A 24,842-nucleotide genomic window follows, 5' to 3' on the forward strand; every position below is an offset into this window, starting at 1 on the left:
ACGATTGCACGAATACGGGAGGGTATCGGTTCAGGCGTGCTGGCCCACGCTGTCGAAGACGCGGCAGTCGAAGAAGTCCTCGCCCTCGGACAGCAGATACGCCTGGGCCTCGCCCACGTGGAAGTACATCCCGTGCAGCTCCAGCGTGCCCTCGGCGAGCCGCCGGGCCACCGATTCGTGGGCCCGCAGGTGCTCCAGCTGCTGAACGACGTTGGTCAGGCACAGCTGCTCCACGGCGTCCGCCGGGAGCCGGCCCGCGATCCGCGCCCAGGCGTGGTGGCGGCTGGCCATCCGTTCAAGGCTGGGCAGCCCGTGCTTCAGCCAGCGGCGCAGCGGGGTCATCGGTGTCCCGGGCGCGGAACTGAGCAGGGCCTGCATGGCCCCGCAGCCCGAGTGCCCGCACACGGTGATGCTGTCGACCATCAGCACGTCCACCGCGTACTCGATGGCCGCTGCGACGGAATCGTCCGTGGACTCGGCGCCGGGCAGCGGGACCAGATTGCCGACATTGCGGACCGTGAACAGGTCGCCGGGGCCGCTGGCCGTGATCATGCTGGTCACCAGGCGGGAGTCGGCGCAGGTGAGGAAGAGCTGGGAGGGCCGCTGTCCCTCGCGGGCCAGCCGCGCCAGTTCGTCCCGCACGTGGGGTGCGGTGTCGCGCTGGAAGGCGCTGATCCCACTGGCCAGTTGGCCCGCGCCGCGGCGCCGGGGCGCGGGTGAGGCGGCCCGCCCCGACGGGGTCTCCGCCTTAGCCTCTGGCTCGGTGGCCGCCGCGGCCGCCTTGGCCGCGGCCGCGGCGGTGATCGTACGGGTGCCCGCGGGGCGGTGGTCGCAGTGGTTCTGCCACGGGGTCCAGGGCCGGCAGCACTGGTGCACGCCGCGCTGGGACGCGCGGCGGGAGCGGTCCGCGTGGTGGCTCCCGTCGGTGTGACCGGCCGCGTCGACCGCGTCGGAGCCGTCGGCGGAGTCGTCGCCGGGCGCGGCTGCGGGCGGGAGCGCCGACGATCCGGAGCGGCCGGTCACCTCCAGCGAGCCGCCGTGCGCCAGGTGGGACTCCTGCCAGTCGTGCAGCGTCTCGTAGGCCGCGTGGTCCATGAACGAGCCGTCCAGCTCGACCACCGCGTGCACGTCGTGCGGAATCTGGTTCAGCACCCGGCTCAGCCGGGGCACGGCGAGGAAGGTCAACTGCCCGCGCGCCCGCACCCGGTGGACCCCGCTGTCCAGCCGTTCCGCGGTGATCCGGGTCCGGGCGAGGCGGTGCAGGGCCAGCGCGACGGCCACCGCGATACCGATGGCCACGCCCTCCAGGACCCCGCCCAGCACCACGGCCGCGATCGTCGTGACGTAGACCAGGATCTCGCGGTGCCGGGTGACACTGCGCATGTGCGTGATGCTGACCATCTGCACGCCGACCGCCATCACCAGCGCGGCCAGTGCGGCGAGCGGGATCAGGTCGAGGACCGGGACCATCAGACCGGCCGCGAGCAGTACCCAGAACCCGTGCAGCATGGCCGACTTCCGGCTGGCCGCACCGGACTTGACGTTGGCCACGCTGCGGACGGCCACACCCGTGATGGGCAGCCCGCCCAGGGCCCCGGAGACGATGTTCGCGGCGCCCTGCCCCCGCAGTTCGCGGTTGAGGTCGGCGCGCGGCGGGCGGTTGCCCGTACGCCGCTCGGACGCGATCAGCTTGTCGGTCGCGACGGCGGAGAGCAGTGACTCCACGCTGCCGACGAGGGTGATGGTCAGTACCGCCGCGATGAGGCCGAGGACCGGCCCCTCGGGGAGCTCGGGCAGGGCATGGCTGCGCCAGGAGGGCAGGTCCACCCGGGGCAGGCTGAGCCCGGCCACGGCGGCGATGGCGGTGGCCGTGGCGACGGCGGCGAGCGCCGCGGGCACCTTGCGCAGGGCGCGGCCCACCCGTCCGGGCAGCCGGGGCCAGCCGAGCAGGACGATCAGGGTCAGCGCGCTGACACCGAGGGCGACCGGATGCAGATCGGCCAACTGGCCGGGCAGACCCAGGACGTTGGCCACGGCGTTGCTCTGGGGTGTGCCGCCGAGCACGATGTGCAGCTGGGCCAGGGCGATGGTCACGCCGATGCCCGCGAGCATGCCGTGCACGATGGCCGGGCTGACCATCAGTGCCGACCGGGCGGTGCGCAGGGCGGCGAGCCCGAGCTGGCACACGCCGGCGAGCACGGTGATGGCGCAGGTGGTGCGCCATCCGTAGCGCTGGATCAACTCGGCGGTGACCACGGTGAGTCCGGCGGCGGGCCCGCTCACCTGGAGCGGAGCGCCGCCGAGCCGCCCGGCGACGATCCCGCCGACCGCCGCGGCGACCAGCCCCGCCTGGAGCGGGGCCCCGGTGGCCAGGGCGATGCCGAGCGAGAGCGGCAGGGCGATCAGGAAGACGGCGATCGAGGCGGAGAGATCCGCGGGGAGGTCCTTGCGGATCTCTTGGGGTGGGCGGGTGAGGGAGGTGGCTGTCATCGGTTCCCGTCTCCTCTGAAGAGGGATGAAGCGGCGGGAGTCTCAACACTCAGTAAATGGATGGTAATGGAGAGTAAAGGTGCGCGGTGAATAATACGGGCAAATGGCCGACAAATTAGCACTCAAGAGTGATTAAGCATTTTGTTCGGCTTGTCACACCTTCCTCAAAGCGGACCACGTGGGACGTTGCGGCGCGGAAGTCCTGCGATGGAACTGCGAGGGAGAGGTGGGGCGGATGATCGCCGCCACGAAGAAGATCGCCGGCGGCCTGGTCGCCACGGCGCTGGTTCTGGGAGTCGCCGGGTGCAGCACCTCGGAACCCGCCAAGTCCCCGGCTCCCGGGCCCCCGAACGCGCTGAAGGGGCCCGCCGCCCCGGAGGCTCCCGGCAGTGTGAACCGGCCCATCGGCGACGGCTCCACCGCGTACACGGGCACGCAGCCGAACGTGCAGAAGCCGCAGAAGCTGAAGCCCGGCGAAAAGCCGCCGCAGTTCGTGGTGTTCTCCTGGGACGGGGCCGGCGAGGACAGCCAGAAGCTCTTCTCGCACTTCCGCGAGGTCGGCAAGAAGTACAACGCCCGGATGACGTACTTCCTCAGCGGTGTCTACATGCTCCCTGAGGAGAAACGTTCCCTCTATACGGCGCCGCAGCACTCGCCCGGCCGCTCCGACATCGGCTTCGGGGACCTCCAGGGCATCAAGGACACCGCCACCCAGGTCCGCGCGGCCTGGCTGGAGGGCAATGAGATCGGCACCCACTTCAACGGGCACTTCTGCGGCCCCGACGGTGGCGTCGGCACCTGGTCGGTGGACGAGTGGAAGAGCGAGATCAACCAGGCCAAGTCGTTCGTCAAGAACTGGAAGACCAACTCCGGTCTCAAGGACCTGGAGGCGCTCCCCTTCAACTACGACAAGGAGCTGATCGGCGCCCGCACCCCCTGCCTCGAAGGCCAGAAGAACTTCATGCTGGCGGCGAAGGACATGGGCTTCCGCTACGACTCCAGCGGCATCAGCAAGCAGATCTGGCCCAAGAAGACGGACGGGCTCTGGGACATCCCGCTCCAGCTGGTGCCCATGCCGGGGCGCGCCTTCGACACCCTGAGCATGGACTACAACTACATGGTCAACCAGTCCGGGACGACGTCCCAGGGTGACCCCTCGCAGCACCAGTACTGGGGCGACCAGATGCGCGACGGCCTGCGGCAGGCCTTCGACCGCGTCTACCAGGGCAACCGCGCGCCGCTGATCATCGGCAATCACTTCGAGTCCTGGAACGGCGGCACCTACATGCGTGCCGTCGAGGAGTCCATCCAGACCATGTGCACCCAGAAGGAGGTCCGCTGCGTACCGTTCCGGGAGCTGGTGGACTGGCTGGACGCGCAGGACCCGAAGGCCCTGGAGTGGATGCGCACCCTCGACGTCGGCGAGACGCCGAAGGAGGGCTGGGCGAAGTTCCTGACCGCGGGGCCGCCGGCGGCGCCGGCCGCCCCCGCGGGTGTCAAGCCGGCTGCGGAGCCGGCCGAGGAGAGTGGGGACGAGGGCTGACGAGCACCTCCGCCCCCTCCACCCCCTCGCGCAGGACGAAATCGGGGTCGACCTGGCCGGCCAGGTCGACCCCGGTCTTCGCGTTGCCCCAGCTCTCCGCGTTCCTGAGGTGGAAGCTCACCATCTGCTCGGTGTACCGGGCCCAGTCGCGGTGCGCGTACGAGTCGTCGGCGGCGTCCTGGAGCTCCTGGAGCGCGAACCGGTTGGACGCCTCCAGCAGTTCGAAGGGGGCCGGACGGCCCTTCTCCATGGCCCGCACCCAGTCCGAGTGCCCGACGGTGACCAGCAGGTCCTCGCCCACCTCGTCCTGGAGGAACTCGATGTCCTCGGGTCCCTGCACCTTGTTGCCGATGACCTTGAGCGCGACCCCGAAGTCCCGGGCGTACTCCTTGTACTGGCGGTAGACGGAGACGCCCTTGCGGGTCGGTTCGGCGACCAGGAAGGTCACGTCGAAACGGGTGAACATGCCGGAGGCGAAGGAGTCCGAGCCGGCCGTCATGTCGACGACCACGTACTCGTCCGGACCGTCGACGAGGTGATTGAGGCAGAGCTCGACCGCCCCGACCTTGGAGTGGTAGCAGGCCACCCCCAGGTCGGCCTCGGTGAAGGGGCCGGTGGCCATGAGCCGGACGGGCTCCCCGTCGAGCAGGAGGATGTGTGCGCAGGCTTCGTAGACCGGGTTGTCCTCGCTGACGCGCAGCAGGCGCGAGCCACGGCCGGGCGGGGTGGTCTTGATCATGGTGTCGGCGGACGCGATGCGCGGATTGGAACCCCGCAGGTACTCCTTGATCAGGGGCAGGTGCGCGCCCAGGGCGGGCAGTTCGGCGGCCTCGTCCTCGGTGAGCCCGAGTGCGGCGGCCAAGTGCTGGTTGATGTCGGCGTCCACCGCGACGACGGGGGCCTCATTGGCGGCGAGGTGGCGGATGAAGAGGGAGGACAGGGTCGTCTTGCCGCTGCCGCCCTTTCCTACGAAAGCGATCTTCATGTTCACCAAGCGTAGTGGGTTGATAGCAGGGTGTTGTCAAGGTGAGTGAAGAAGACCACTCCAAGGAGGGGTCGGTGCTATGGGTGCGCAGTGCGTAGGCTCCCTACCTATGAGTAGCGCTTCTGACCCGCTGGCCCCCCTGGCCGGGCTCCCGGGTGTCGCCGAGTCCGTGGATTCCGTACGCAAGGCCGTGGACCGGGTCTACGGGCACCGCGTGATGCGCCGCCGCAGCGGCGAGATCACCTCGGAGGCCGCCCTGCGCGGCGCGCGCGGCAGCGCGGCGCTGTCCGGTGCGGACTGGGCGCTGGAGGAGGTGCGCCGACGGACCGACTTCGGGTCGGAGCCGGAGGCGATGACGGTGGGAGCGGCGCTGCGGCTGACGGCGGAAGCCGGTCAACTCCTCAGCATCTGGCGCCAGTCGCCCCTACGGGTACTGGCGCGGCTGCACCTGGTGGCGTGCGGGTCGACTGCCGACGGCGATGTGGTGGGCCGTCCGCGGCTGGCGGGCGAGCCGGTGGTGGAGCCCCTGGTGGAACTCCGGCTGCCGGGCGCCGAGGAGGTCGCCGGCCGGCTGGAAGGACTGTCGCAGCTGATCATCGCGGGTGGCTCCGCGCCGGCCCTGATCATGGCGGCGGTGGTGCACGGTGAGCTGATGGCCCTGCGCCCGTTCGGCTCGTACAACGGCCTGGTGGCGCGGGCGGCCGAGCGGATCGTCCTGATCAACAGCGGCCTGGACCCCAAGGCGATCTGTCCGGCGGAGGTCGGCCACGCGGAGCAGGGGAGCGAGGCCTACGTGGCCGCCCTCGAGGGGTACGTCTCCGGGACCGCGGAGGGGATGGCCGCCTGGATCGCGCACTGTGGCCGGGCGATCGAGCTGGGTGTGCGCGAGTCGACGGCGGTCTGCGAAGCCCTGCAGCGCGGCGCGGCCTGAGCCGTTCGGCCCTGTCCCCGGGGTCTTCGGGCCCCGGGCGCGGCTCCGGCGCTGGGTCTCGGGAGTGGCTCCGTGTCCGGGTGTGGGCGCCGGGCCTGAGGTCTTCCGGGCCCGGACATGGGTTGCGGCGACACCGTCTTGCTTTGGTGTCGCCGCTGGCATTTACGCCCAGTTACCAAGCGTCCTCGATATATGCCCATCAGGTCGGGGTCTTTGCCCGTTACCTGGTGCGGCTGGCCCGTAATCGACGGGTCGACGTCGCGTGGGTGCTCGGCGCTCATGCTTCGGTCCGTGGGCCTTACTGCGTTTTAAAGATGATCCTCTCGGATGTTCTTTGGTCTCGCGGGCCGTTGCTTTATTTGTACTCCGCTTCGGAGCCATGCGAAACCCCTGGCTCCAGTTTTTACTTTCCGGGACGACCGAGGGCGAATCGGACAGTCCTTATCCGTGCAGGTCAGGACATTCGGCCGGAGCCGGCCGCGGCCAGCGCATGGGCACGGCGCCGGCTGGCGTACCAGACGAGGCCCGCCGTGGCGGCTGCCGCACCCACGGCCGCTACGGCGACCAGGGCCGGGCGGGTCGGCATGGACAGCCCGGGGAGGCGCTGCTTGAGCCGAACGGGGCGGTTGAACACCAGGACCGGCCACTCGCGCGCCACGGCTTCGCGGCGCAGCGCCCGGTCGGGATTGACGGCGTGCGGGTGGCCGACCGCCTCGAGCATCGGGATGTCGGTGACCGAGTCGCTGTAGGCGTAGCACCGGGTGAGGTCGTACCCCTCGGACTCGGCGAGTTCGCGCACGGCTTCCGCCTTGGTGGGCCCGTAGGCGTAGTACTCGATCTCGCCGGTGAAGCATCCGTCCTCACCCACGACCATGCGGGTGGCGACGACCCGGTCGGCGCCGAGCATCTCTCCGATCGGTTCGACCACCTCCGCGCCGGAGGTGGACACGATCACCACGTCGCGGCCCGCTGTGTGGTGGGCCTCGATCAGGGAGGCGGCCTCGTCGTAGATGATCGGATCGATGAGGTCGTGCAGGGTCTCCGCGACGATCTCCCGCACCTGCTGCACGTTCCACCCCTTGCAGAGGGCGGACAGGTACTCCCGCATCCGTTCCATCTGGTCGTGGTCGGCGCCGCCGGCCAGGAAGATGAACTGCGTGTACGCGGTGCGCAACACGGCTCGCCGGTTGATCAGGCCGCCTTGGTAGAAGGACTTGCTGAACGTCAAGGTGCTCGACTTCGCAATGACCGTCTTGTCCAGGTCGAAGAAGGCTGCGGTGCGAGGCGAGGAGTGCGGCAAGGGCTGATTTTCCACGCCCCGAGCATATGCGCCCACCATTCGGCGTAAGGTGTGGCGCGTGGGTTTGCCTGAGAAGGCTCTCGGGTACACCATGGAAGTCACGGATCGTTCGCGACCGTGCTAACCCGGTCTGGCTCCTCCCCCCCCGAGTCGGACCGTGGGGACGACCCCCGCTCTCCCCCCCGGCGGGGGTCGTCGCATGTCCGGACGCGGTTCGCGTCCCTGCCTTCGGCCCCAAGTGACCATCCTCCGGCCCTTCCTCCTGTGCGGGGCCGACGCGGCGAAGGCCCTCACCACATCAGACTCGTGACGGTGCGTAGTGGTTCCGCCGCGCTCCGGAAGTCACCTGCGCGGGTGACCGGGTTATTCACAATCGATGAGTTGTCCACAGTTATCCAACAAGATCCACTTCTTTTTCCTGAACGCTGCACGGTGATTCCAGCTGCGAAGTCCGCGGCGGCTGGATTTACAGGGAGAAGGGGGCGGAGATCGTGGCTCGATCGAAGTCGTGCGAAACGCCGGAGGCCGTGGTCGCGGGAAGGGGGACGAGGGCCGGGGCGGGCATCGGGCCGGCTTCCGTGGCCGGATCCGCACCCGGCGGCGGGCGGCCGCTGATCATCACCGAGGACCCGCTGCTGCTCGACGATCTGCTGCGGCTGTGCGCCGCCGCGGGTGCCGAGCCGCATGTGCACCACGCGCTTCCCGAGCAGGGCGGGGCCGCGGGGACGGTCGGAGCGGACGCGGACGCGGAGGCTGCGCCGGGGAGCGCGGGGTGGGAATCCGCTCCGCTCGTGCTGGTGGGCGACGACGCCGCCCGGCGAGTGCGCGGGGCGCCGCGCCGGGCCGGGGTGTTCCTCGTCGGCCGGGAACTGGACGACCCCCAGGTGTGGCAACAGGCGGTCCAGATCGGCGCCGAGGAGGTACTGCGGCTCCCCGACGCCGAGAGCCTGCTCGTCGACCGCATCGCCGACGTCGTGGAGGGGGCCGGGCGGCCCGCCCTCGCCGTGGGGGTGATCGGAGGCAGCGGCGGCGCCGGCGCCTCCACCCTCGCCTGTGCGCTCGCCGTGCGGGCCGCCCGAGCCGGGGAGCGGACCATCCTCATCGACGGCGACCCGCTGGGCGGGGGCATGGACGTCCTGCTGGGCGGCGAGAGCGCCGAAGGGCTGCGCTGGCCGGACTTCGCGGCCTCGCGGGGCCGGGTCGGCGCCGGAGCGCTGGAGGAGTCCCTTCCCGAGCTGCACGCGCTGCGGGTGCTCAGCTGGGACCGCGGCGACCGGGTGGTGGTGCCGCCCGCCGCGATCCGGTCCGTGGTGGCCGCGGCGCGCCGCCGCGGCGGGGTGGTCGTGGTCGATCTGCCGCGGCGGGTCGACGAAGCCGTGGCCGAAGTGCTGGCCCAGCTCGACCTGGTGCTGATGGTGGTGCCGGGAGAGCTGCGGTCGGTGGCGGCCGCGGGCCGGGTGGCGGCCGGGGTGCGGATGGTGGCCCGGGACGTGCGTGTCGTCGTACGGGGACGCTGCCCCGGCGGCCTCGAACCGGAGGCCGTGGCCGGGCTGTTGGGAGCGCCGCTGGCCGGGGAGGTGCCGGTCGAGCTGGGACTCCCGGGGCGGGTGGCCGAGGGGGAGCCCCCGGGGACCCAGGGGCGGGGCGCGCTGGCCCGCTTCTGCGACGGCTTCTGGCAGCGGGTACTGGGATCCGCCCAGGGGGTGCCGGCATGAGCGCGGTGCTCCTGGACGCGGTGCGCAGGCGGCTCGCCGAGACCGGGGCGGAACCGACCCCGGCGCGGGTGGCGGCCGCCCTTCGGGCCCAGGGAAGGCTGCTCGGCGACGCCGAAGTGCTGGGCGTGGCCGCCGAGTTACGGTCCGAGCTGGTCGGCGCGGGCCCGCTGGAGCCGCTGCTTTCCGATCCGGAGGTCACCGACGTGCTGGTGGCGGCCCCCGACCGGGTGTGGGTGGACCGGGGTGGCGGGCTGGAGCTGACCGGGGTGACCTTCGCCGACGCCGAGGCCGTGCGCAGGCTCGCCCAGCGGCTGGCCGCCGTGGCGGGGCGACGTCTCGACGACGCCCGGCCCTGGGTGGATGCCCGGATGCCCGACGGGACCCGGCTGCACGCCGTGCTGCCGCCGGTCTCGGTCGGGTCGGCCTGCCTCTCGCTGCGGGTGGTGCGGCCGAGGGCGTTCACGCTGGAGGAGCTCGTCGCCGCAGGGACTCTGCCGCCCGGTGGGCACCGGCTGCTGCGGGACATGGTCGAGGCCAGGCTGTCGTTCCTCGTCTCCGGCGGCACGGGAACGGGCAAGACCACTTTGCTCAGTGCCCTGTTGGGGCTGGTCGGCCCCGGGGAGCGGATCGTGCTGGCCGAGGACTCGGCCGAGCTGCGCCCCGACCATCCGCATGTGGTGCGGCTGGGGACCCGGCCGGCCAACCAGGAGGGAGCGGGCCTCGTGACCCTGGCGGACCTGGTCCGGCAGGCGCTGCGGATGCGGCCCGACCGGCTGGTGGTGGGCGAGGTGCGGGGCGCCGAGGTGGCGGACCTGCTGGCCGCTCTGAACACGGGTCACGAAGGCGGCTGCGGGACTGTTCACGCCAATGCAGCCGCCCATGTTCCGGCGCGGCTGGAGGCGCTCGGGACGGCCGCCGGGCTCGATCGGGCTTCCCTGCACAGCCAGTTGGCCGCGGCATTGACCCTGGTGCTCCATCTGGTCCGTGATCGGGAGGGACGGCGGCGGTTGGCCGAGGTGCACGTGCTGGAGAGGGACGCCGCCGGGCTGGTGATGACCGTACCGGCGCTGCGCTGGGCCGCGCGGGGCTTCGTACGGGAGCGGGGCTGGGAACGGCTTCGCCCGCTGCTGCGGGGTGCGCGGTGAACGCGGGGGCGGTGCTTCCGGTGCCGCTGTTCGCCGGGGTGCTGTGCGCCGCGGCGGCCGTCTGGGGGCTGGCCGGGGGCGACCGGGTGACCCGTCGGGCCCGGGTCGTGCTCGTCGCGGGCGGTCCGATGGTGCCGGGCGCGCCGCTGCGCCGGGAGCGGCTGCTGGTCGCCGTACGGGTGCGGGCGGCGCGGTGGCGGGAGTGGTCCTGTCTCGGGGCCGGGCTGCTGGTCGCCGCGCTCGGCGGGTCGGTGATTCCGCTGCTCGCGGGGGCGGCCGCGATGCCGCTCGTGCGGCGGTGGCTGCGGGTGAGGGCGCGGGAGCGGGCCAGGGCGGCACGGGCCGCCGAGGTGGTGGCCCTGTGCGGTGCGGTGGTGGGCGAGCTGCGGGCGGGATCCCAGCCGGGGCAGGCCCTGACGGCGGCGCTGCGGCGCACGGCCGCCGGACCCGGCGGACCGGGTGCGGCGGAGGCGGGAGTGCTGGCTGCTGCGGCCTTCGGCGGGGACGTGCCCGGCGCGCTGCGCCAGGCGGCGCGGGAGCCCGGCGCGGACGGGCTGGCCGGGATGGCGGCCTGCTGGCGGGTGTCGGTGGACGGCGGTGCGGGACTGGCCGCCGGACTGGAGCGGCTGGAAGGGGCCCTGCGGGCCGAGCGGGACCGGCAGGAATCGCTGCGGGCCCAGCTGGCGGGGGCGCGGTCGACGGTGGTGGTTCTCGCCCTGCTGCCGCTGGTGGGCCTGCTGATCGGCACCGGGCTGGGCGCTGATCCGTTGCGCGTGCTGCTGCACACGCCGATGGGGTGGGGATGCCTGCTGGCCGGCGGCGTACTGGAGGCGCTGGGGCTGCTGTGGTGCGGGCGGATCGTCCGGGCGGGGGAGCGGTGACGGCCGGCCACGTCGTCCACAGGCTGGGGATCGCCGTCTGCCTGGCGGTGGTGGCCCTGTGGGCGGTGCGGGAGGTGGCCGCACGGGTCCGGATGCGGGCGGCCCGGCGCAGGACCACGGCTCTGCTGGGGGCGGAGCCGGCGCGGCGCGAGGCGGCGTGGGGATCCGCGGTGCGCGGTGCGACGGCCGCGTGGGCCGGGCCGGCGGGGGCGCTGCTGGCCGGCTGGGTGCTCGTCGGCGGGGTGACGGGTGTGGCCGTCGGAGCTCTGACCGCGTTCGGCGTGCGGCGCTGGCAGGCGAGGGCGCGGCCACCGGCCGCAGTGGATCCGAAGGAGGCGGAGCGTCAGCTGCCGTTCGCGGCTGACCTGTTGGCCGCGTGTCTGGCGGCCGGGGCCGGCCCGGTGGAGGCCGCCGAGGTGGTGGGGGAGTCGCTGGGCGGCCCGGTGGGCGAGCGGCTGGCGAGGGCCGGGGCGGAGCTGCGGCTGGGCGGCGAACCGGGCGCCGGGTGGGGGAGGTTGGCGGAGATACCCGGCGCCGGGGCGCTCGCGCAATGCCTGGAACGGGCGGCCCGGACGGGGGCGCCCGCGGCGGAACCGGTCTCCCGGCTCGCGTCCGGGTTGCGGGAGGACCGGGCCCGCAGTGCGGGAGCGAGGGCGCAGCGGGCGGCGGTTCTCGTCACGGCGCCGGTGGGGCTGTGTTTTCTCCCCGCTTTTCTCGCGATCGGGGTCGCACCGGTGGTGATCGGAATGGCGTCGGGACTTCTCTCGAACACCTGAAGTCGCATGGGCCACATACATCAACAGAAGAAATCACAGGAGGCTGTCATGAGGATCATCTGGTTTCGTGTACGGGCGGTACTGCGGGGGCGTGGGGGCGACGCGGGGATGTCCACCTCGGAATACGCCATGGGCACGATCGCGGCCTGCGCATTCGCGGCCGTCCTCTACAAGGTGGTGACGAGTGAAGTCGTCGCCACGGCCCTTCAGTCGACCATCGGAAAGGCGCTCGATGTGCCGTTCTGAGGGTGGGCCACAGGGCGGCCGGGGAAAGTCGGACCGGGGATATGTGACGGCGGAGGCCGCCCTGGTGATCCCGGCTCTGGTGCTGTTCGCGGCGCTGCTGGTGTGGGCGTTGATGGCGGCCGCCGCGCAGATCCGTTGTGTGGACGCGGCCCGGGCCGGTGCCCGGGCGGCGGCCAGGTCGGAGCCGCTGGAGGTGGCTCAGGCGGCGGCCCGGGCGGCAGCTCCCGCGGGGGCACGGGTGGAGCTGGAGCGGGTGGGAGACCTCTGGCGGGTCCGGGTGGAGGCTCCGGCACCAGGTCCGGGCGGGCTGCCGGTACGGCTCGGCGCGCAGGCCGTGGCCCTGGCGGAGGACAGCGTGGGGCCGCCGCCGTGAGCCGGGACCGGGGTTCGGCCACGGTCTGGGCGGCGCTGGTGGCGACGGTGCTGGGTGCGGTGTTCGGAGGTGTGCTGCTCCTCGGCCAGGCCGTCGTGGCTCGCCACCGGGCGGCGGCGGCCGCCGACCTGGCGGCGCTCGCGGCGGCGGTCACCTGGGCCCACGGGCCGGAGACGGCCTGTGCGACGGCCCTGCGGGTGGCCCGGGCGCAGGGCGCGGTGCTCGGCGGGTGTCTCCTGCGGGGGGAGGTCGCCGAGGTCACCGCCCGGGTCGCCGCGGGCCCCTTCACCCCCGGGATCCGGGCCCGGGCCGGACCGCCCGGGGCACCGGCGGGCTGAGGGCCACGGGCGGCGCCCGGACCGGGGGCCGTCAGGCCCCGGCGGGCGGGGATTCGACGGGCGGGGCTTCGGCCAGGAGGCGGGTCAGGAGGCGGATGGCGCCGCGCTTGTGCAGGGGCTCGTTGCCGTTGCCGCACTTGGGGGACTGGATGCAGGACGGGCAGCCGGCCTCGCACTCGCAGGCGGCGATCGCGTCGCGGGTCGCAGTGAGCCAGGCGCGGGCCGTGCGGAAGGCGCGCTCCGCGAAGCCGGCGCCGCCGGGGTGGCCGTCGTAGACGAAGACGGTGGGGAGGAGGGTGTCGGGATGCAGCGGCACGGAGACGCCGCCGATGTCCCAGCGGTCGCAGGTGGCGAACAGCGGCAGCATGCCGATGGAGGCGTGTTCGGCGGCGTGCAGGGCGCCGCCGAGGATCTCCGGGTTGATCCGGGCCTCCTCGAGCTGGTCCTCGGTCACCGTCCACCACACGGCCCGGGTGCGCAGGGTGCGGGGCGGCAGGTCGAGCTTGGCCTCGCCCAGCACCTCGCCGGTGATCAGTTTGCGGCGCAGATAGGAGACGACCTGGTTGGTGACCTCGACGGAGCCGAAGCAGAGCCGGGCCGAGCCCCACGGGATCTCGGTCTCGGTCTCCAGGATGGAGATGGAGGTGGTGTCCCGGGCCGTGGTGGAGAAGGGCGGATCCGCCTGCTCCACGAGGGCCACGGAATCCTCCAGGTCCAGGTGCTTCACGAGGTACGTGCGGCCCTGGTGGAGGTGGACGGCCCCCTCGTGGACGGCGGTGTGGGCCGCCGACTCGTCGACCGTCCCCAGCAGCCGGCCGGTCGAGGCCTCGACGATCTGCACCGGGCGGCCGCCGCCGCCCCGGATGTCGGTCAGGTCCGAGGCCCGCTCCCGGCGGGTCCAGTGCCAGGCGGTGGCCCTGCGGCGCAGCAGTTTCGCCGCCTCGAGCTGAGGAAGGAGGTCCTCGGTCGCCGGGCCGAAGAGTTCCAGGTCCGCCTCGGTCAGCGGCAGCTCCGCCGCCGCCGCGCACAGGTGGGGGGCGAGGACGTACGGGTTGTCGGGGTCCAGGACGGTGGCCTCCACCGGCTGGTCGAAGAGCGCCTCGGGGTGGTGGACGAGGTAGGTGTCCAACGGGTCGTCCCGGGCGATCAGCACGGCCAGGGCGCCCTGGCCCGAGCGCCCTGCGCGGCCGGCCTGCTGCCACAGGGAGGCCCTCGTGCCCGGGTAGCCGGTGATCAGGACGGCGTCCAGGCCCGAGACGTCCACACCCAGCTCCAGGGCCGTCGTGGCGGCCAGTCCGAGGAGTTCGCCGGAGTGCAGGGCCCGCTCCAGGGCCCGGCGCTCCTCGGGGAGGTAGCCGCCCCGGTAGGCGGCGACCCTGCGGGCCAGCGACCGGTCGACCGACGCGAGCCGTTCCTGGGCGATCACGGAGATCAGCTCGGCGCCGCGCCGGGAGCGGACGAAGGCGACCGTACGGACCCCCTGGACCACCAGATCGGTCAGCAGGTCGGCCGTCTCCGCGGTGGCCGTACGGCGTACGGGAGCGCCCTTCTCGCCCCGCAGCTCGGTGAGCAGCGGGGGCTCCCACAGGGCGAAGACCACCTCGCCCCGCGGTGAGGCGTCGTCGGTGATCTCGATCACGCGCGCACCGGTCAGCCGGGACGCGGCGGCCGCGGGGTCGCTGGCGGTGGCGGAGGCGAGCAGGAAGACCGGGTCGGCGCCGTAGCGGGCGCACAGCCGCCGCAGCCGGCGCAGGACCTGTGCCACGTGGGAGCCGAAGACCCCGCGGTAGGTGTGGCACTCGTCGATGACGACGTAGCGCAGGGCCCGCAGGAAGGAGGACCAGCGCGGGTGGGCCGGGAGGATCCCGCGGTGCAGCATGTCGGGGTTGGTCAGGACGTAGTTCGCGTACTGCCGCACCCACTCGCGTTCCTCGACGGGTGTGTCCCCGTCGTAGACCGCGGGGCGCACGGCGTTGCCCAGCGGGGCGGCCAGTTCCCGTACGGCGCGCCGCTGGTCGGCCGCCAGGGCCTTGGTGGGGGCCAGGTACAGGGCGGTCGCGCCCCTGCCGTTCGGGGCCTCGGCTCCGTCGGCGAGGGCGGAGAGCACGGGTGCGAGGTAGGCCAGGGACTTGCCGGAGGCGGTGCCGGTGGCCACGACCACGGACGTTCCGTCGAGGGCGAGCTCGGCCGCCGCGGCCTGGTGTTCCCACGGATGGTCGATTCCGGCCGATCGGATCGCGGCTACGACGTCTGTTCGGATGCGGTCCGGCCAGACTGCATGACGACCCGCCCGAGGGGGCAAGTGCTCCGTATGGGTGATGCGCGCAGCACGGGAAGGCCCCCGTGACAGGCGGTCCAGGACCGTGTCGGGGGTGGGTCGAGGGTCCGCATGTGCCCTGGGCTGTCCGGGACCGTGAGTGTTGGCCATCGGAACCGAGTGTGTCACCGGCGTGCGGGACAATGGTCCGAAGGCGTCGTGCGCGCCTGCCGGTAAGTGATTGAATGCCATCGCGGCAGCCAATCCCTCGCCTACCTTCGGGTGGGGGGGCGTCGCTCGATAGCAAGGTGCTGGAGGATCCGTGGACCTGTCCCTGTCGACTCGCACTGTCGGCGACCGTACGGTCGTGGAGGTCGGTGGCGAGATTGATGTGTATACCGCGCCCAAGCTGCGCGAGCAGTTGGTCGAGTTGGTGAACGACGGCAGCTACCACCTGGTTGTCGACATGGAGCGAGTGGACTTCCTCGACTCCACCGGCCTTGGTGTGCTCGTGGGAGGCCTCAAGCGCGTCCGCGCGCACGAGGGCTCGCTCCGTCTGGTGTGCAACCAGGAGCGCATCCTGAAGATCTTCCGAATCACCGGTCTGACCAAGGTGTTTCCGATCCACACCACTGTGGAAGACGCCGTCAACGCCACTGACTGACGGCTCCGGCCGGCTCCCCGCGGCCTCCGGGCGGCAGGGGGCCGACAAGGAGAGCGGGGGTACCGGGCCATGGTTGGCCCGGGCCCCTGTCAAGGCACGCCCGTAGTCCGAGGGGGACGCGCATGGCCACCGTTGAACTGCGCTTCAGCGCCCAGCCCGAACACGTCCGGACGGCCCGCCTGGTCGCGGCCGCCGTGGCTCGCCGGGTGGGCGTGGAGGAAGCCGTCCTCGACGAGGTCCGCCTCGCCGTGGGTGAGGCCTGTTCGCGTGCCGTCGGACTCCACCGGAGCAACGGACTGACCGCGCCCGTCCGGGTGGTGCTGAGCGAGGAGGACAAGGTGTTCTCCATCGAGGTCGGCGACGAGGTTCCCGGGCCGTCCGGCAGCGCGGCGGACGCCGTGCCCGGCATCACCGCAGTCCTGGAGTCGGACGGCGAGACCGAGGACGAGATGGGCCTCGCGGTGATCAGCGGGCTCGTCGACGACGTCGAGGTGAGCAGTGGGGAATCGGGCGGAACCATCCGGATGAGCTGGCCCGTCGCCGGAGTCTCCGAGCTTCCCTGAGATCCGCCGCGATGCGGAGTGATCCACAGCGCGCGCAATCCTTCGTATCTTCCGATCTTTATCAAGGCCCTGCTGAGCAGGGCCTTTTTCATTTCCCTAGATCAATGATCAGGCGTCAATGCCTTTGCCCCATTACCACTTTCGAGGGTAATGGAGTGACGCGATCTATTGCTGAGGAGCAAGAGCACGCCAATTGCGTTTCCTGCGCACTGTTTTGATCGGGGCGCGCTCCCTACAATCCGTCCACATCTTGAGCTCATCACGTCAAGGAGGACGAATGACGGGGCTCTTCACCCCTAACGCGCCGGATCGCACCACAGATCTGGCATCCGCAGTACTCACCGATGACAATCGGCTCATCGTGATCATCATTGCGGCCGTCGCACTGGCCGCACTCGTCGTCGCGCAGATCCTGGTCCGTCAGGTCCTCGCCGCCGACGAGGGAACCGACAGCATGAAGGAGATCGCCGCGGCCGTTCAGGAAGGCGCCAACGCCTACCTCGGCCGGCAGCTGCGCACCCTCGGCATCTTCGCCGTCGTGGTCTTCTTCCTGCTCTTCCTGCTCCCCGCCGACGACTGGGCCCAGCGGGGCGGGCGTTCCGCCTTCTTCCTCGTCGGCGCCCTCTTCTCGGCCGCCACCGGATACATCGGCATGCGCCTCGCGGTCCGCGCCAACGTCCGCGTCGCCGCGGCCGCCCGCGAGGCCACACCGGCCGAGGGGGAGCCCGCCAAGGACCTGACCGACGTCTCCCACAAGGCGATGAAGATCGCCTTCCGCACAGGTGGCGTGGTCGGCATGTTCACCGTCGGTCTCGGTCTCTTCGGAGCCTCGTGCGTCGTCCTGGTCTACGCCGCCGACGCCCCCAAGGTCCTGGAGGGCTTCGGCCTCGGCGCCGCCCTGATCGCGATGTTCATGCGCGTGGGCGGCGGAATCTTCACCAAGGCCGCCGACGTCGGCGCCGACCTGGTCGGCAAGGTCGAGCAGGGCATTCCGGAGGACGACCCGCGCAATGCCGCGACCATCGCCGACAACGTGGGCGACAACGTCGGAGACTGCGCCGGAATGGCGGCCGACCTCTTCGAGTCCTACGCCGTCACGCTCGTGGCCGCGCTGATCCTCGGCAAGGCCGCCTTCGGCGACCTGGGCCTCGCCTTCCCGCTGATCGTTCCCGCGATCGGCGTCGTCACCGCGATGATCGGCATCTTCGCGGTCTCCCCGCGCCGCTCCGACCGCAGCGGCATGACGGCCATCAACCGCGGCTTCTTCATCTCCGCCGTGATCTCCCTGGTGATGGTCACGATCGCCGTCTACGCCTACCTGCCGGCCACCTACAAGGAACTCGTCGGCGTCGACAACCCGGCGATCACCAACCACTCCGGTGACCCGCGCATCCTGGCCGTCGTCGCCGTCGCCATCGGCATCGTGCTCGCGGCCCTCATCCAGCAGCTGACCGGCTACTTCACCGAGACCAACCGGCGCCCCGTCCGGGACATCGGCAAGTCCTCCCTGACGGGAGCGGCCACCGTCGTCCTCGCCGGCATCTCGGTCGGCCTGGAGTCCGCCGTCTACACGGCCCTGCTCATCGGCCTCGGCGTCTACGGCGCGTTCCTGCTCGGCGGAACGTCGATCCTGCTCGCCCTCTTCGCGGTGGCCCTGGCCGGCACCGGCCTGCTCACCACCGTCGGCGTCATCGTCGCCATGGACACCTTCGGGCCCGTCTCCGACAACGCCCAGGGCATCGCCGAGATGTCCGGCGACGTCGAGGGCGCCGGTGCGCAGGTCCTCACCGACCTGGACGCCGTGGGCAACACCACCAAGGCCATCACCAAGGGCATCGCCATCGCCACGGCCGTGCTCGCCGCGGCCGCGCTCTTCGGCTCGTACAACGACGCGATCGCCACCGCGGTCAGGGAAGTCGGTGCCAAGGCCGGGGAGATGAACCTCAGCCTGGACATCGCACAGCCCAACAACCTTGTGGGGCTGATCCTGGGCGCGGCCGTCGTGTTCCTGTTCTCCGGCCTCGCCATCAACGCCGTCTCCCGCTCCGCGGGCGCCGTCGTCTACGAGGTGCGCCGGCAGTTCCGCGAGCACCCCGGGATCATGGACTACACCGAGAAGCCCGAGTACGGGCGCGTCGTCGACATCTGCACCAAGGACGCGCTGCGCGAGCTCGCCACACCCGGCCTGCTCGCCGTGCTCACCCCCATCGCCGTGGGCTTCTCCCTCGGTGTGGGCGCCCTCGGCTCCTTCCTCGCCGGCGCCATCGGCACGGGCACCCTGATGGCGGTCTTCCTCGCCAACTCCGGAGGCGCGTGGGACAACGCGAAGAAGCTCGTCGAGGACGGCCACCACGGCGGCAAGGGCAGTGAGGCCCACGCCGCGGTCGTGATCGGCGACACCGTCGGCGACCCGTTCAAGGACACCGCCGGTCCCGCGATCAACCCGCTGCTCAAGGTCATGAACCTGGTGGCGCTGCTGATCGCGCCCGCCGTGGTGCAGTTCAGCTACGGCGCGGACAGCAGCCCGGCCGTGCGGGCCGTCGTCGCGGTCCTCGCGATCGGGGTCATCATCGGCGCGGTTTATATCTCCAAGCGCCGCGGCATCGCCGTCGGCGACGAGACCGAGGGCGGAGCCGCCGAGCGGGTGGCCCAGTCGGCCGACCCCGCGACGGTCTCCTGACCCGAGGGACGGCCAGCGGAACGGGCAGGGCCGGGCAGGGCCGGCCGGTACGCCCGAAAGGCGGACGGGCGGCGCGGACTCACGCGCCGTCTGTCCGCCTTTGTGCGTCCGCCGAGGGCGGGCGTGTATCTTCCGGGCCGAGAGCCTTCGAAGGGACCAATCCGGTGAACAAGAAGCTTGCGACCACGTTGTCGGGCGGTGCGGTGCTGATGCTCGCCCTGTCCGGCTGCGGCGGAGACGAGACCGACCAGAAGGCCAGCGCCTGGGCCAAGAAGGTCTGTGACCAGTGGCAGCCCGAACTCAAGAAGATCGAGGCCTCCAACGCGGAGATCAAGCGGGTGGCCTCGGAGAGCGTCAAGCCCGAGGAGGTCCAGAAGACCGACTCGGCGGCGTTCGCGACCATGACCGAGTCGTACAAGGCGATGGGCGCAGCCCTGCAGTCGGCGGGTGTGCCGCCGTTCAAGAACGGCGCCGCGACCCAGGAGGCGGCGGCCAAGGGCTTCGAGTCGACCTCCAAGGGCTACGCCGATCTGAAGGCGAAGATGGACGCCCTCGACCCCCAGGACAAGGCGAAGTTCGCCGACGGTCTCAAGGAGGTCGCCGGCGGCCTCCAGGAGGTCACGAAGGGCGGCCAGAGCGTCCTCGACCAGCTCCACGCGGGCGGCCTGGACAAGTCGATCAACAGCCAGAAGGGCTGCCAGGTCGCGGCGGCATCCGGATCGGCCAACTAGCGCGAACGGCCCGCGCGGGCGCGTTTCGCGCGGTACGCCGACCAGGGCGGCCGGGGTCCCGGGAGGGGCCGCGGCCGCCCTTTCGCGCTTCTGGGCCCGGTGTGACCGGCAGGACGGGTCCCAGCGGACACAATGGACGCGTGAGTACCACCAGCCTTCCCACGCCCGACCGTGCCGCCGAGCTCCGCACCGCCCTGCTCGACGCCGGTTTCACCGCCGACGGGCTGCTCGACCTGCTCGGCGCCCCCGCCTACGCCGCGCTGGCCCGCAGCGAGACCGTTCCCGCCCTGCGCGCCACCCGTGGCCCGGGCGACGGGGTGCTCGCGAGCCTGGTCAGGCTGTTCCTGCTGCAGCAGCCGGAGCCGTACGTGCACGCCGCGGAGGCGCTGCCCGTCGAGGCGGCCCTGGCCGACGGCTGGCTGCGGCTGGAGGGCGACGAGGTGCACGCGACCGTCGACGTACGCCCGTACGGCGGCCCGGACGGCGAGGACTGGTTCATCGTCTCCGACCTGGGCTGCTCCGTCGGCGGGGCCGGCGGGATCGGCAGCCGCGAGGAGGGCGTGGTCCTCGGCGTCGGGGGCGCCTCCACCACCCTGGCCGGGATCACCGTCCGCACCCCGGTCGGCTCGGCCCTCGACGTCGGCACCGGATCCGGAATCCAGGCGCTGCACGCCTCCCGGCACGCCACCCGGGTCACCGCCACCGACGTCAACCCCAGGGCCCTGGAATTCACCCGGCTGACGCTGGCCCTGTCCGGGGCCCCGGAGGCCGAGCTGCTCACCGGGTCGCTCTTCGAGCCGGTCGGCGAGGCCACGTACGACCTGATCGTGTCGAACCCGCCGTTCGTGATCTCGCCCGGCGCCCGGCTGACGTACCGGGACGGCGGAATGGGCGGTGACGACCTGTGCCGGACCCTGGTCCAGGAGTCCGGCGCGCGGCTGAACCCGGGCGGGTACGCGCAGTTCCTCGGCAACTGGCAGCACGTCGAGGGCGAGGACTGGCACGACCGGCTCCGCTCCTGGGTGCCGCGCGGCTGCGACGCCTGGATCGTGCAGCGTGACGTGCAGGACGTGACGCAGTACGCGGAGCTGTGGCTGCGCGACGCGGGCGACCACCGGACCGACCCCGCCGAGTACACGCGGCGGTACGAGGACTGGCTGGACGAGTTCGAGGCCCGCGGGACCAAGTCCGTCGGCTTCGGGTGGATCACCTTGCGCCGGACGGACGCGGCCGAGCCCTCGATCGTGGTCGAGGAGTGGCCGCACACCGTGGAGCAGCCTCTCGGCGAGGCCGTCCTGGCCCATTTCGCGCGCCAGGACTACCTGCGCCGGCACGATGACGCGGCCCTGCTCGAGGCCCATTTCGCCCTGGCCGAGGAAGTGGTCCAGGAGCAGGTCGGCGCGCCCGGCGCGGAGGATCCGGAACACGTCGTGCTCCGGCAGAACCGCGGAATGCGGCGCGCCACGAAGGTCGACACGGTCGGCGCCGGCTTCGCCGGAGTGTGTGACGGCTCACTGAGCGCGGGCCGGATCCTCGACGCGATCGCCCAGCTGATGCAGGAGGACCCGATCGTGCTGCGGGACCGCACTCCGGAGGCCATCCGGCTGCTGGTCGAGCAGGGTTTCCTGGATCCTGTGACGCGCCCCGCGCCGTAGTGCGCACCGGGATGTAACCCGGGGTTCGCCCGCCGTATCCCCGGGGCTGTCAGGCTTCCGCGCACAGGGATCCGGGGGGATCCCGAGGGCGGCCCGGAGGTGAGGGGGAGCGGCGCGGAAAACGGTCCGGCGATCTTCGCCATGGCCGTGTTCCCGCTGTTCGTGGCCGCTCCTCAGGCCTGGACGGGGGCGCGCTCTCCTTTGCCGTACGCCGGCGGCGGAGGGCGCGCGCCCCGTCGTGGTCGCAGCGCAGGTTCCGCTCGCCGGCTGGTGTCCCCGGCCCTCGCGGGGGCCCACCCCGCGCGGCTGAGACACGCAGGATTGCGAGGTCCGCCGGGACCGGGATCCGGCAGCCGGTCGCGCCGGGAAAACACGAGGTCGGACCGGGCCCGGGACCGGCTGCGAAGACGGGGCCAGACGGCCCCCCGGCCACCCTGCGCGGTGATCGGTAACGCCCCGGCGCGGCATCCGGGCGGCAGAAACGGCACTTGTCGGGTTACCGTTCGAGTGGCCGTTGCGGGCTTCTGCCGTTTGACACGGGGGCGGGTTGTACCGTCACACTCCGCAGCGTCGCCGTACTGCGACCGAGTGCCGACCGGAGAGAAGAGCCAAGTTGTCCCCGACTAGCGAGACCGCAAAGGGCGGCCGCCGACTCGTCATCGTCGAGTCCCCAGCCAAGGCGAAGACGATCAAGGGCTACCTCGGCCCCGGATACGTCGTCGAGGCGAGCGTCGGGCACATCCGCGACCTCCCCAGCGGCGCGGCCGAGGTTCCCGACAAGTACACCGGCGAGGTCCGCCGCCTCGGCGTCGACGTCGAGCACGACTTCGCGCCGATCTACGTGGTCAACGCGGACAAGAAGGCACAGGTCAGGAAGCTCAAGGAGCTGCTGGCCGAGTCCGACGAACTCTTCCTCGCCACCGATGAGGACCGCGAGGGCGAAGCCATCGCGTGGCACCTGCAGGAAGTCCTCAAGCCCAAGGTTCCCGTCCACCGGATGGTCTTCCACGAGATCACCAAGGACGCGATCCGCGACGCCGTCGCCAACCCGCGCGAGCTGAACCAGCGCATGGTCGACGCCCAGGAGACCCGCCGTATCCTCGACCGCCTCTACGGCTACGAGGTCTCGCCGGTCCTGTGGAAGAAGGTCATGCCGAAGCTGTCGGCGGGCCGCGTGCAGTCGGTGGCCACCCGTCTCGTCGTCGAGCGGGAGCGCGAGCGCATCGCCTTCCGCTCCGCCGAGTACTGGGACCTGACCGGCACGTTCTCCACCGGCCGGGCCGGTGACGCCTCCGACCCGTCCTCGCTGGTCGCCCGCCTGAACACGGTCGACGGCAAGCGCGTCGCCCAGGGCCGCGACTTCGGCTCGAACGGGCAGCTCAAGAGCGAGGTGCTGCACCTCGACGAGTCAGGCGCCCGGGCTCTGGCCGCCGCGCTGGCCGACACCGCGTTCGCCGTCCGGTCGGTCGAGTCCAAGCCGTACCGCCGTTCCCCGTACGCCCCCTTCCGTACGACGACGCTCCAGCAGGAGGCCTCGCGCAAGCTGGGCTTCGGTGCGAAGGCGACGATGCAGGTGGCGCAGAAGCTGTACGAGAACGGCTTCATCACCTATATGCGTACCGACTCCACCACGCTGTCCGACACCGCGGTGTCGGCGGCGCGGGCGCAGGTCACCCAGCTCTACGGGGCCGACTACCTGCCGGAGAAGCCGCGCGTCTACGCCGGCAAGGTCAAGAACGCCCAGGAGGCGCACGAGGCGATCCGTCCTTCGGGTGATCGTTTCCGCACCCCCGCGGAGACCGGCCTGACCGGCGACCAGTTCCGCCTGTACGAGCTGATCTGGAAGCGGACCGTCGCCTCCCAGATGAAGGACGCAGTCGGCAACAGCGTCACCGTGAAGATCGGCGGCCGTGCCTCGAACGGGCGTGACGCCGAGTTCACCGCCTCCGGCAAGACGATCACCTTCCACGGCTTCATGAAGGCGTACGTCGAGGGCGCGGACGACCCGAACGCCGAGCTCGACGACCGCGAGAAGCGGCTGCCGCAGGTCGCGGAGGGCGACGCGCTCGCCGCCGAGGAGATCACGGCGGACGGGCACTCGACCAAGCCGCCGGCCCGCTACACCGAGGCCTCGCTGGTCAAGGAGCTCGAAGAGCGCGAGATCGGCCGTCCGTCGACGTACGCGTCGATCATCGGCACGATCCTCGACCGCGGATACGTCTTCAAGAAGGGCACGGCGCTCGTGCCGTCCTTCCTGTCGTTCGCCGTGGTCAACCTGCTGGAGACGCACTTCGGCCGGCTCGTCGACTACGACTTCACCGCGAAGATGGAGGACGACCTCGACCGCATCGCGCGGGGCGAGGCCCAGTCCGTGCCGTGGCTGAAGCGGTTCTACTTCGGCTCGGAGGACGCGACCGAGGTCGTGCCGGCCGACGGGGACCACCTCGGCGGTCTGAAGGAGCTGGTCACGGACCTCGGCGCGATCGACGCCCGGGAGATCTCCTCCTTCCCGGTCGGCGACGGCGTCGTGCTGCGCGTCGGCCGCTACGGGCCGTACGTGGAGCGCGGCGAGAAGGACGCCGAGGGCCACCAGCGCGCCGACGTCCCGGACGACATGGCTCCGGACGAGCTGACGGTCGAGTACGCGGAGGAGCTGTTCGCCAAGCCGAGCGGCGAGTTCGAGCTCGGCAAGGACCCGGTCAGCGGGAACGAAATCGTCGCCAAGGACGGTCGCTACGGGCCGTACGTGACGGAGATCCTGCCCGAGGGCACTCCGAAGACGGGCAAGAACGCGGTCAAGCCGCGGACGGCCTCGCTCTTCAAGTCCATGAACCTGGACACGGTCACCCTCGACGAGGCGCTCAAGCTGATGTCGCTGCCGCGCGTGGTCGGCGCGGACGCGGAGGGCGTGGAGATCACGGCCCAGAACGGCCGCTACGGCCCGTACCTGAAGAAGGGCACGGACTCGCGGTCGCTGGAGACCGAGGACCAGCTCTTCTCGATCACGCTGGACGAGGCCCTGGCGATCTACGCGCAGCCCAAGCAGCGGGGCCGGGCCGCGGCCAAGCCGCCGCTGAAGGAGCTGGGCACGGACCCGGTCAGCGAGAAGCCGGTGGTGGTCAAGGACGGCCGCTTCGGTCCGTACGTGACGGACGGCGAGACGAACGCGACGCTGCGGCGGGACGACGACGTCGAGACGATCACGCCGGAGCGGGGCTACGAGCTGCTCGCGGAGAAGCGGGCGAAGGGCCCGGCCAAGAAGGTGGCGAAGAAGGCCCCCGCCAAGAAGGCCCCGGCGAAGAAGGCGACGGCGACGAAGGCCGCTGCCGCGAAGAAGACGACGGCGGCCAAGAAGACCACGACGGCCGCGAAGAAGACCACGGCGAAGAAGGCGACGGCCAAGAAGACGGCCGCCGTTCCGGCCGCGGACGAGTAGACGAAGCAGACCGGCAGACGAGCGGACTGAGTCGTCGCTCCGGGAGCCCCGCGCACAGCGCGGGGCTCCCGTGCGTCCGCCCCGCCGCATCGAGCCTCGTATTGAGCCCCGCGTCGAGCCCCGTCCGCGTTTG

General features: G+C 71.8%; 19 protein-coding genes. 15 read left to right on the forward strand and 4 right to left on the reverse strand.

Annotation, left to right across the window (positions count from 1 at the left end):
- Positions 1-30 precede the first annotated feature (30 nt).
- Positions 31-2,490 carry a SulP family inorganic anion transporter gene (locus tag OG444_RS21285; protein ID WP_327263677.1) on the reverse strand — a complete coding sequence of 820 codons (2,460 nt, stop codon included), beginning with the start codon at positions 2,488-2,490 and terminating at the stop codon, positions 31-33.
- 235 nt (positions 2,491-2,725) lie between these two features.
- On the opposite strand from OG444_RS21285, the gene OG444_RS21290 reads away from it, so the two are divergent.
- Complete coding sequence (locus OG444_RS21290) at positions 2,726-4,033, forward strand: hypothetical protein (protein WP_327263678.1); 1,308 nt, start codon at positions 2,726-2,728, stop codon at positions 4,031-4,033.
- Here OG444_RS21290 and OG444_RS21295 read toward each other — a convergent pair.
- Entirely contained in the window at positions 3,987-5,018 is a 1,032-nt protein-coding gene (locus tag OG444_RS21295) for an ATP-binding protein (RefSeq protein WP_327263679.1), read from the reverse strand. The two genes, OG444_RS21290 and OG444_RS21295, sit on opposite strands and share 47 nt — an antisense overlap.
- Before the next feature lie 109 nt (positions 5,019-5,127).
- Here OG444_RS21295 and OG444_RS21300 point away from each other — a divergent pair, with 109 nt between their 5' ends.
- The gene (locus OG444_RS21300; RefSeq protein WP_327263680.1) at positions 5,128-5,949 is read left to right on the forward strand and encodes an oxidoreductase; all 822 of its coding nucleotides are present in this window, start codon (positions 5,128-5,130) and stop codon (positions 5,947-5,949) included.
- A 454-nt stretch (positions 5,950-6,403) separates the two neighbouring features.
- Here the strand turns inward: OG444_RS21300 and OG444_RS21305 are convergent, their stop codons facing one another.
- Positions 6,404-7,288: an HAD family hydrolase gene (locus OG444_RS21305; RefSeq protein ID WP_327263681.1), complete on the reverse strand. Its 885-nt coding sequence runs from the start codon at positions 7,286-7,288 to the stop codon at positions 6,404-6,406.
- 524 nt (positions 7,289-7,812) lie between these two features.
- Between OG444_RS21305 and ssd the strand changes: the two genes are divergently transcribed.
- The 7 genes from ssd to OG444_RS21340 are packed head-to-tail and all read left to right on the forward strand — an operon-like array spanning position 7,813 to position 12,723.
- Entirely contained in the window at positions 7,813-8,964 is a 1,152-nt protein-coding gene (ssd, locus tag OG444_RS21310; protein WP_327266873.1) for a septum site-determining protein Ssd, read from the forward strand.
- Positions 8,961-10,109 carry a TadA family conjugal transfer-associated ATPase gene (locus OG444_RS21315; RefSeq protein WP_327263682.1) on the forward strand — a complete coding sequence of 383 codons (1,149 nt, stop codon included), beginning with the start codon at positions 8,961-8,963 and terminating at the stop codon, positions 10,107-10,109. Before ssd ends, OG444_RS21315 begins: the two co-directional genes overlap by 4 nt.
- 20 nt (positions 10,110-10,129) lie before the next feature.
- A complete protein-coding gene (locus OG444_RS21320; protein ID WP_327263683.1) occupies positions 10,130-10,990 on the forward strand; it encodes a type II secretion system F family protein in 861 nt (286 codons plus the stop codon).
- Complete coding sequence (locus OG444_RS21325; RefSeq protein WP_327263684.1) at positions 10,987-11,766, forward strand: type II secretion system F family protein; 780 nt, start codon at positions 10,987-10,989, stop codon at positions 11,764-11,766. Before OG444_RS21320 ends, OG444_RS21325 begins: the two co-directional genes overlap by 4 nt.
- Before the next feature lie 48 nt (positions 11,767-11,814).
- Positions 11,815-12,012: a DUF4244 domain-containing protein gene (locus tag OG444_RS21330; RefSeq protein ID WP_327263685.1), complete on the forward strand. Its 198-nt coding sequence runs from the start codon at positions 11,815-11,817 to the stop codon at positions 12,010-12,012.
- Positions 11,999-12,385: a TadE family type IV pilus minor pilin gene (locus tag OG444_RS21335; protein WP_327263686.1), complete on the forward strand. Its 387-nt coding sequence runs from the start codon at positions 11,999-12,001 to the stop codon at positions 12,383-12,385. Before OG444_RS21330 ends, OG444_RS21335 begins: the two co-directional genes overlap by 14 nt.
- Entirely contained in the window at positions 12,382-12,723 is a 342-nt protein-coding gene (locus OG444_RS21340) for an Rv3654c family TadE-like protein (protein ID WP_327263687.1), read from the forward strand. The genes OG444_RS21335 and OG444_RS21340 overlap by 4 nt, the downstream gene beginning before the upstream one ends.
- A gap of 31 nt (positions 12,724-12,754) precedes the next feature.
- Here OG444_RS21340 and OG444_RS21345 read toward each other — a convergent pair whose 3' ends face one another.
- Entirely contained in the window at positions 12,755-15,232 is a 2,478-nt protein-coding gene (locus OG444_RS21345) for a DEAD/DEAH box helicase (protein ID WP_327263688.1), read from the reverse strand.
- Positions 15,233-15,302: 70 nt separating this feature from the next.
- Between OG444_RS21345 and bldG the strand changes: the two genes are divergently transcribed.
- From bldG to topA, 6 genes are all read left to right on the forward strand, one after another.
- Entirely contained in the window at positions 15,303-15,644 is a 342-nt protein-coding gene (gene bldG / locus OG444_RS21350; protein ID WP_008743037.1) for an anti-sigma factor antagonist BldG, read from the forward strand.
- Positions 15,645-15,766: 122 nt separating this feature from the next.
- Positions 15,767-16,207, forward strand: a complete 441-nt coding sequence (locus tag OG444_RS21355; protein ID WP_327263689.1) for an ATP-binding protein — start codon at positions 15,767-15,769, stop codon at positions 16,205-16,207.
- 277 nt (positions 16,208-16,484) lie between these two features.
- Positions 16,485-18,887 carry a sodium-translocating pyrophosphatase gene (locus OG444_RS21360; protein ID WP_327263690.1) on the forward strand — a complete coding sequence of 801 codons (2,403 nt, stop codon included), beginning with the start codon at positions 16,485-16,487 and terminating at the stop codon, positions 18,885-18,887.
- Between the two features lie 164 nt (positions 18,888-19,051).
- Positions 19,052-19,618, forward strand: a complete 567-nt coding sequence (locus tag OG444_RS21365; RefSeq protein ID WP_327263691.1) for a small secreted protein — start codon at positions 19,052-19,054, stop codon at positions 19,616-19,618.
- A 140-nt stretch (positions 19,619-19,758) separates the two neighbouring features.
- On the forward strand, positions 19,759-21,273 hold the full coding sequence (locus tag OG444_RS21370) for a DUF7059 domain-containing protein (RefSeq protein WP_327263692.1): 1,515 nt from the start codon (positions 19,759-19,761) through the stop codon (positions 21,271-21,273).
- Positions 21,274-21,886: 613 nt separating this feature from the next.
- On the forward strand, positions 21,887-24,709 hold the full coding sequence (topA, locus tag OG444_RS21375) for a type I DNA topoisomerase (RefSeq protein WP_327263693.1): 2,823 nt from the start codon (positions 21,887-21,889) through the stop codon (positions 24,707-24,709).
- Positions 24,710-24,842 lie beyond the last annotated feature (133 nt).

This window comes from Streptomyces sp. NBC_01232 (assembly GCF_035989885.1).
Lineage (GTDB): Bacteria > Actinomycetota > Actinomycetes > Streptomycetales > Streptomycetaceae > Streptomyces.

Bases quoted from the DNA above. Each gene is read 5' to 3' on its own strand.
- OG444_RS21285 (WP_327263677.1), bottom strand. From the start codon at position 2,490: ATGACAGCCACCTCCCTCACCCGCCCACCCCAAGAGATCCGCAAGGAC.
- OG444_RS21290 (WP_327263678.1), top strand. From the start codon at position 2,726: ATGATCGCCGCCACGAAGAAGATCGCCGGCGGCCTGGTCGCCACGGCG.
- OG444_RS21295 (WP_327263679.1), bottom strand. From the start codon at position 5,018: ATGAAGATCGCTTTCGTAGGAAAGGGCGGCAGCGGCAAGACGACCCTG.
- OG444_RS21300 (WP_327263680.1), top strand. From the start codon at position 5,128: ATGAGTAGCGCTTCTGACCCGCTGGCCCCCCTGGCCGGGCTCCCGGGT.
- OG444_RS21305 (WP_327263681.1), bottom strand. From the start codon at position 7,288: ATGGTGGGCGCATATGCTCGGGGCGTGGAAAATCAGCCCTTGCCGCAC.
- OG444_RS21315 (WP_327263682.1), top strand. From the start codon at position 8,961: ATGAGCGCGGTGCTCCTGGACGCGGTGCGCAGGCGGCTCGCCGAGACC.
- OG444_RS21330 (WP_327263685.1), top strand. From the start codon at position 11,815: ATGAGGATCATCTGGTTTCGTGTACGGGCGGTACTGCGGGGGCGTGGG.
- OG444_RS21335 (WP_327263686.1), top strand. From the start codon at position 11,999: ATGTGCCGTTCTGAGGGTGGGCCACAGGGCGGCCGGGGAAAGTCGGAC.
- OG444_RS21345 (WP_327263688.1), bottom strand. From the start codon at position 15,232: ATGGCATTCAATCACTTACCGGCAGGCGCGCACGACGCCTTCGGACCA.
- OG444_RS21355 (WP_327263689.1), top strand. From the start codon at position 15,767: ATGGCCACCGTTGAACTGCGCTTCAGCGCCCAGCCCGAACACGTCCGG.
- OG444_RS21360 (WP_327263690.1), top strand. From the start codon at position 16,485: ATGACGGGGCTCTTCACCCCTAACGCGCCGGATCGCACCACAGATCTG.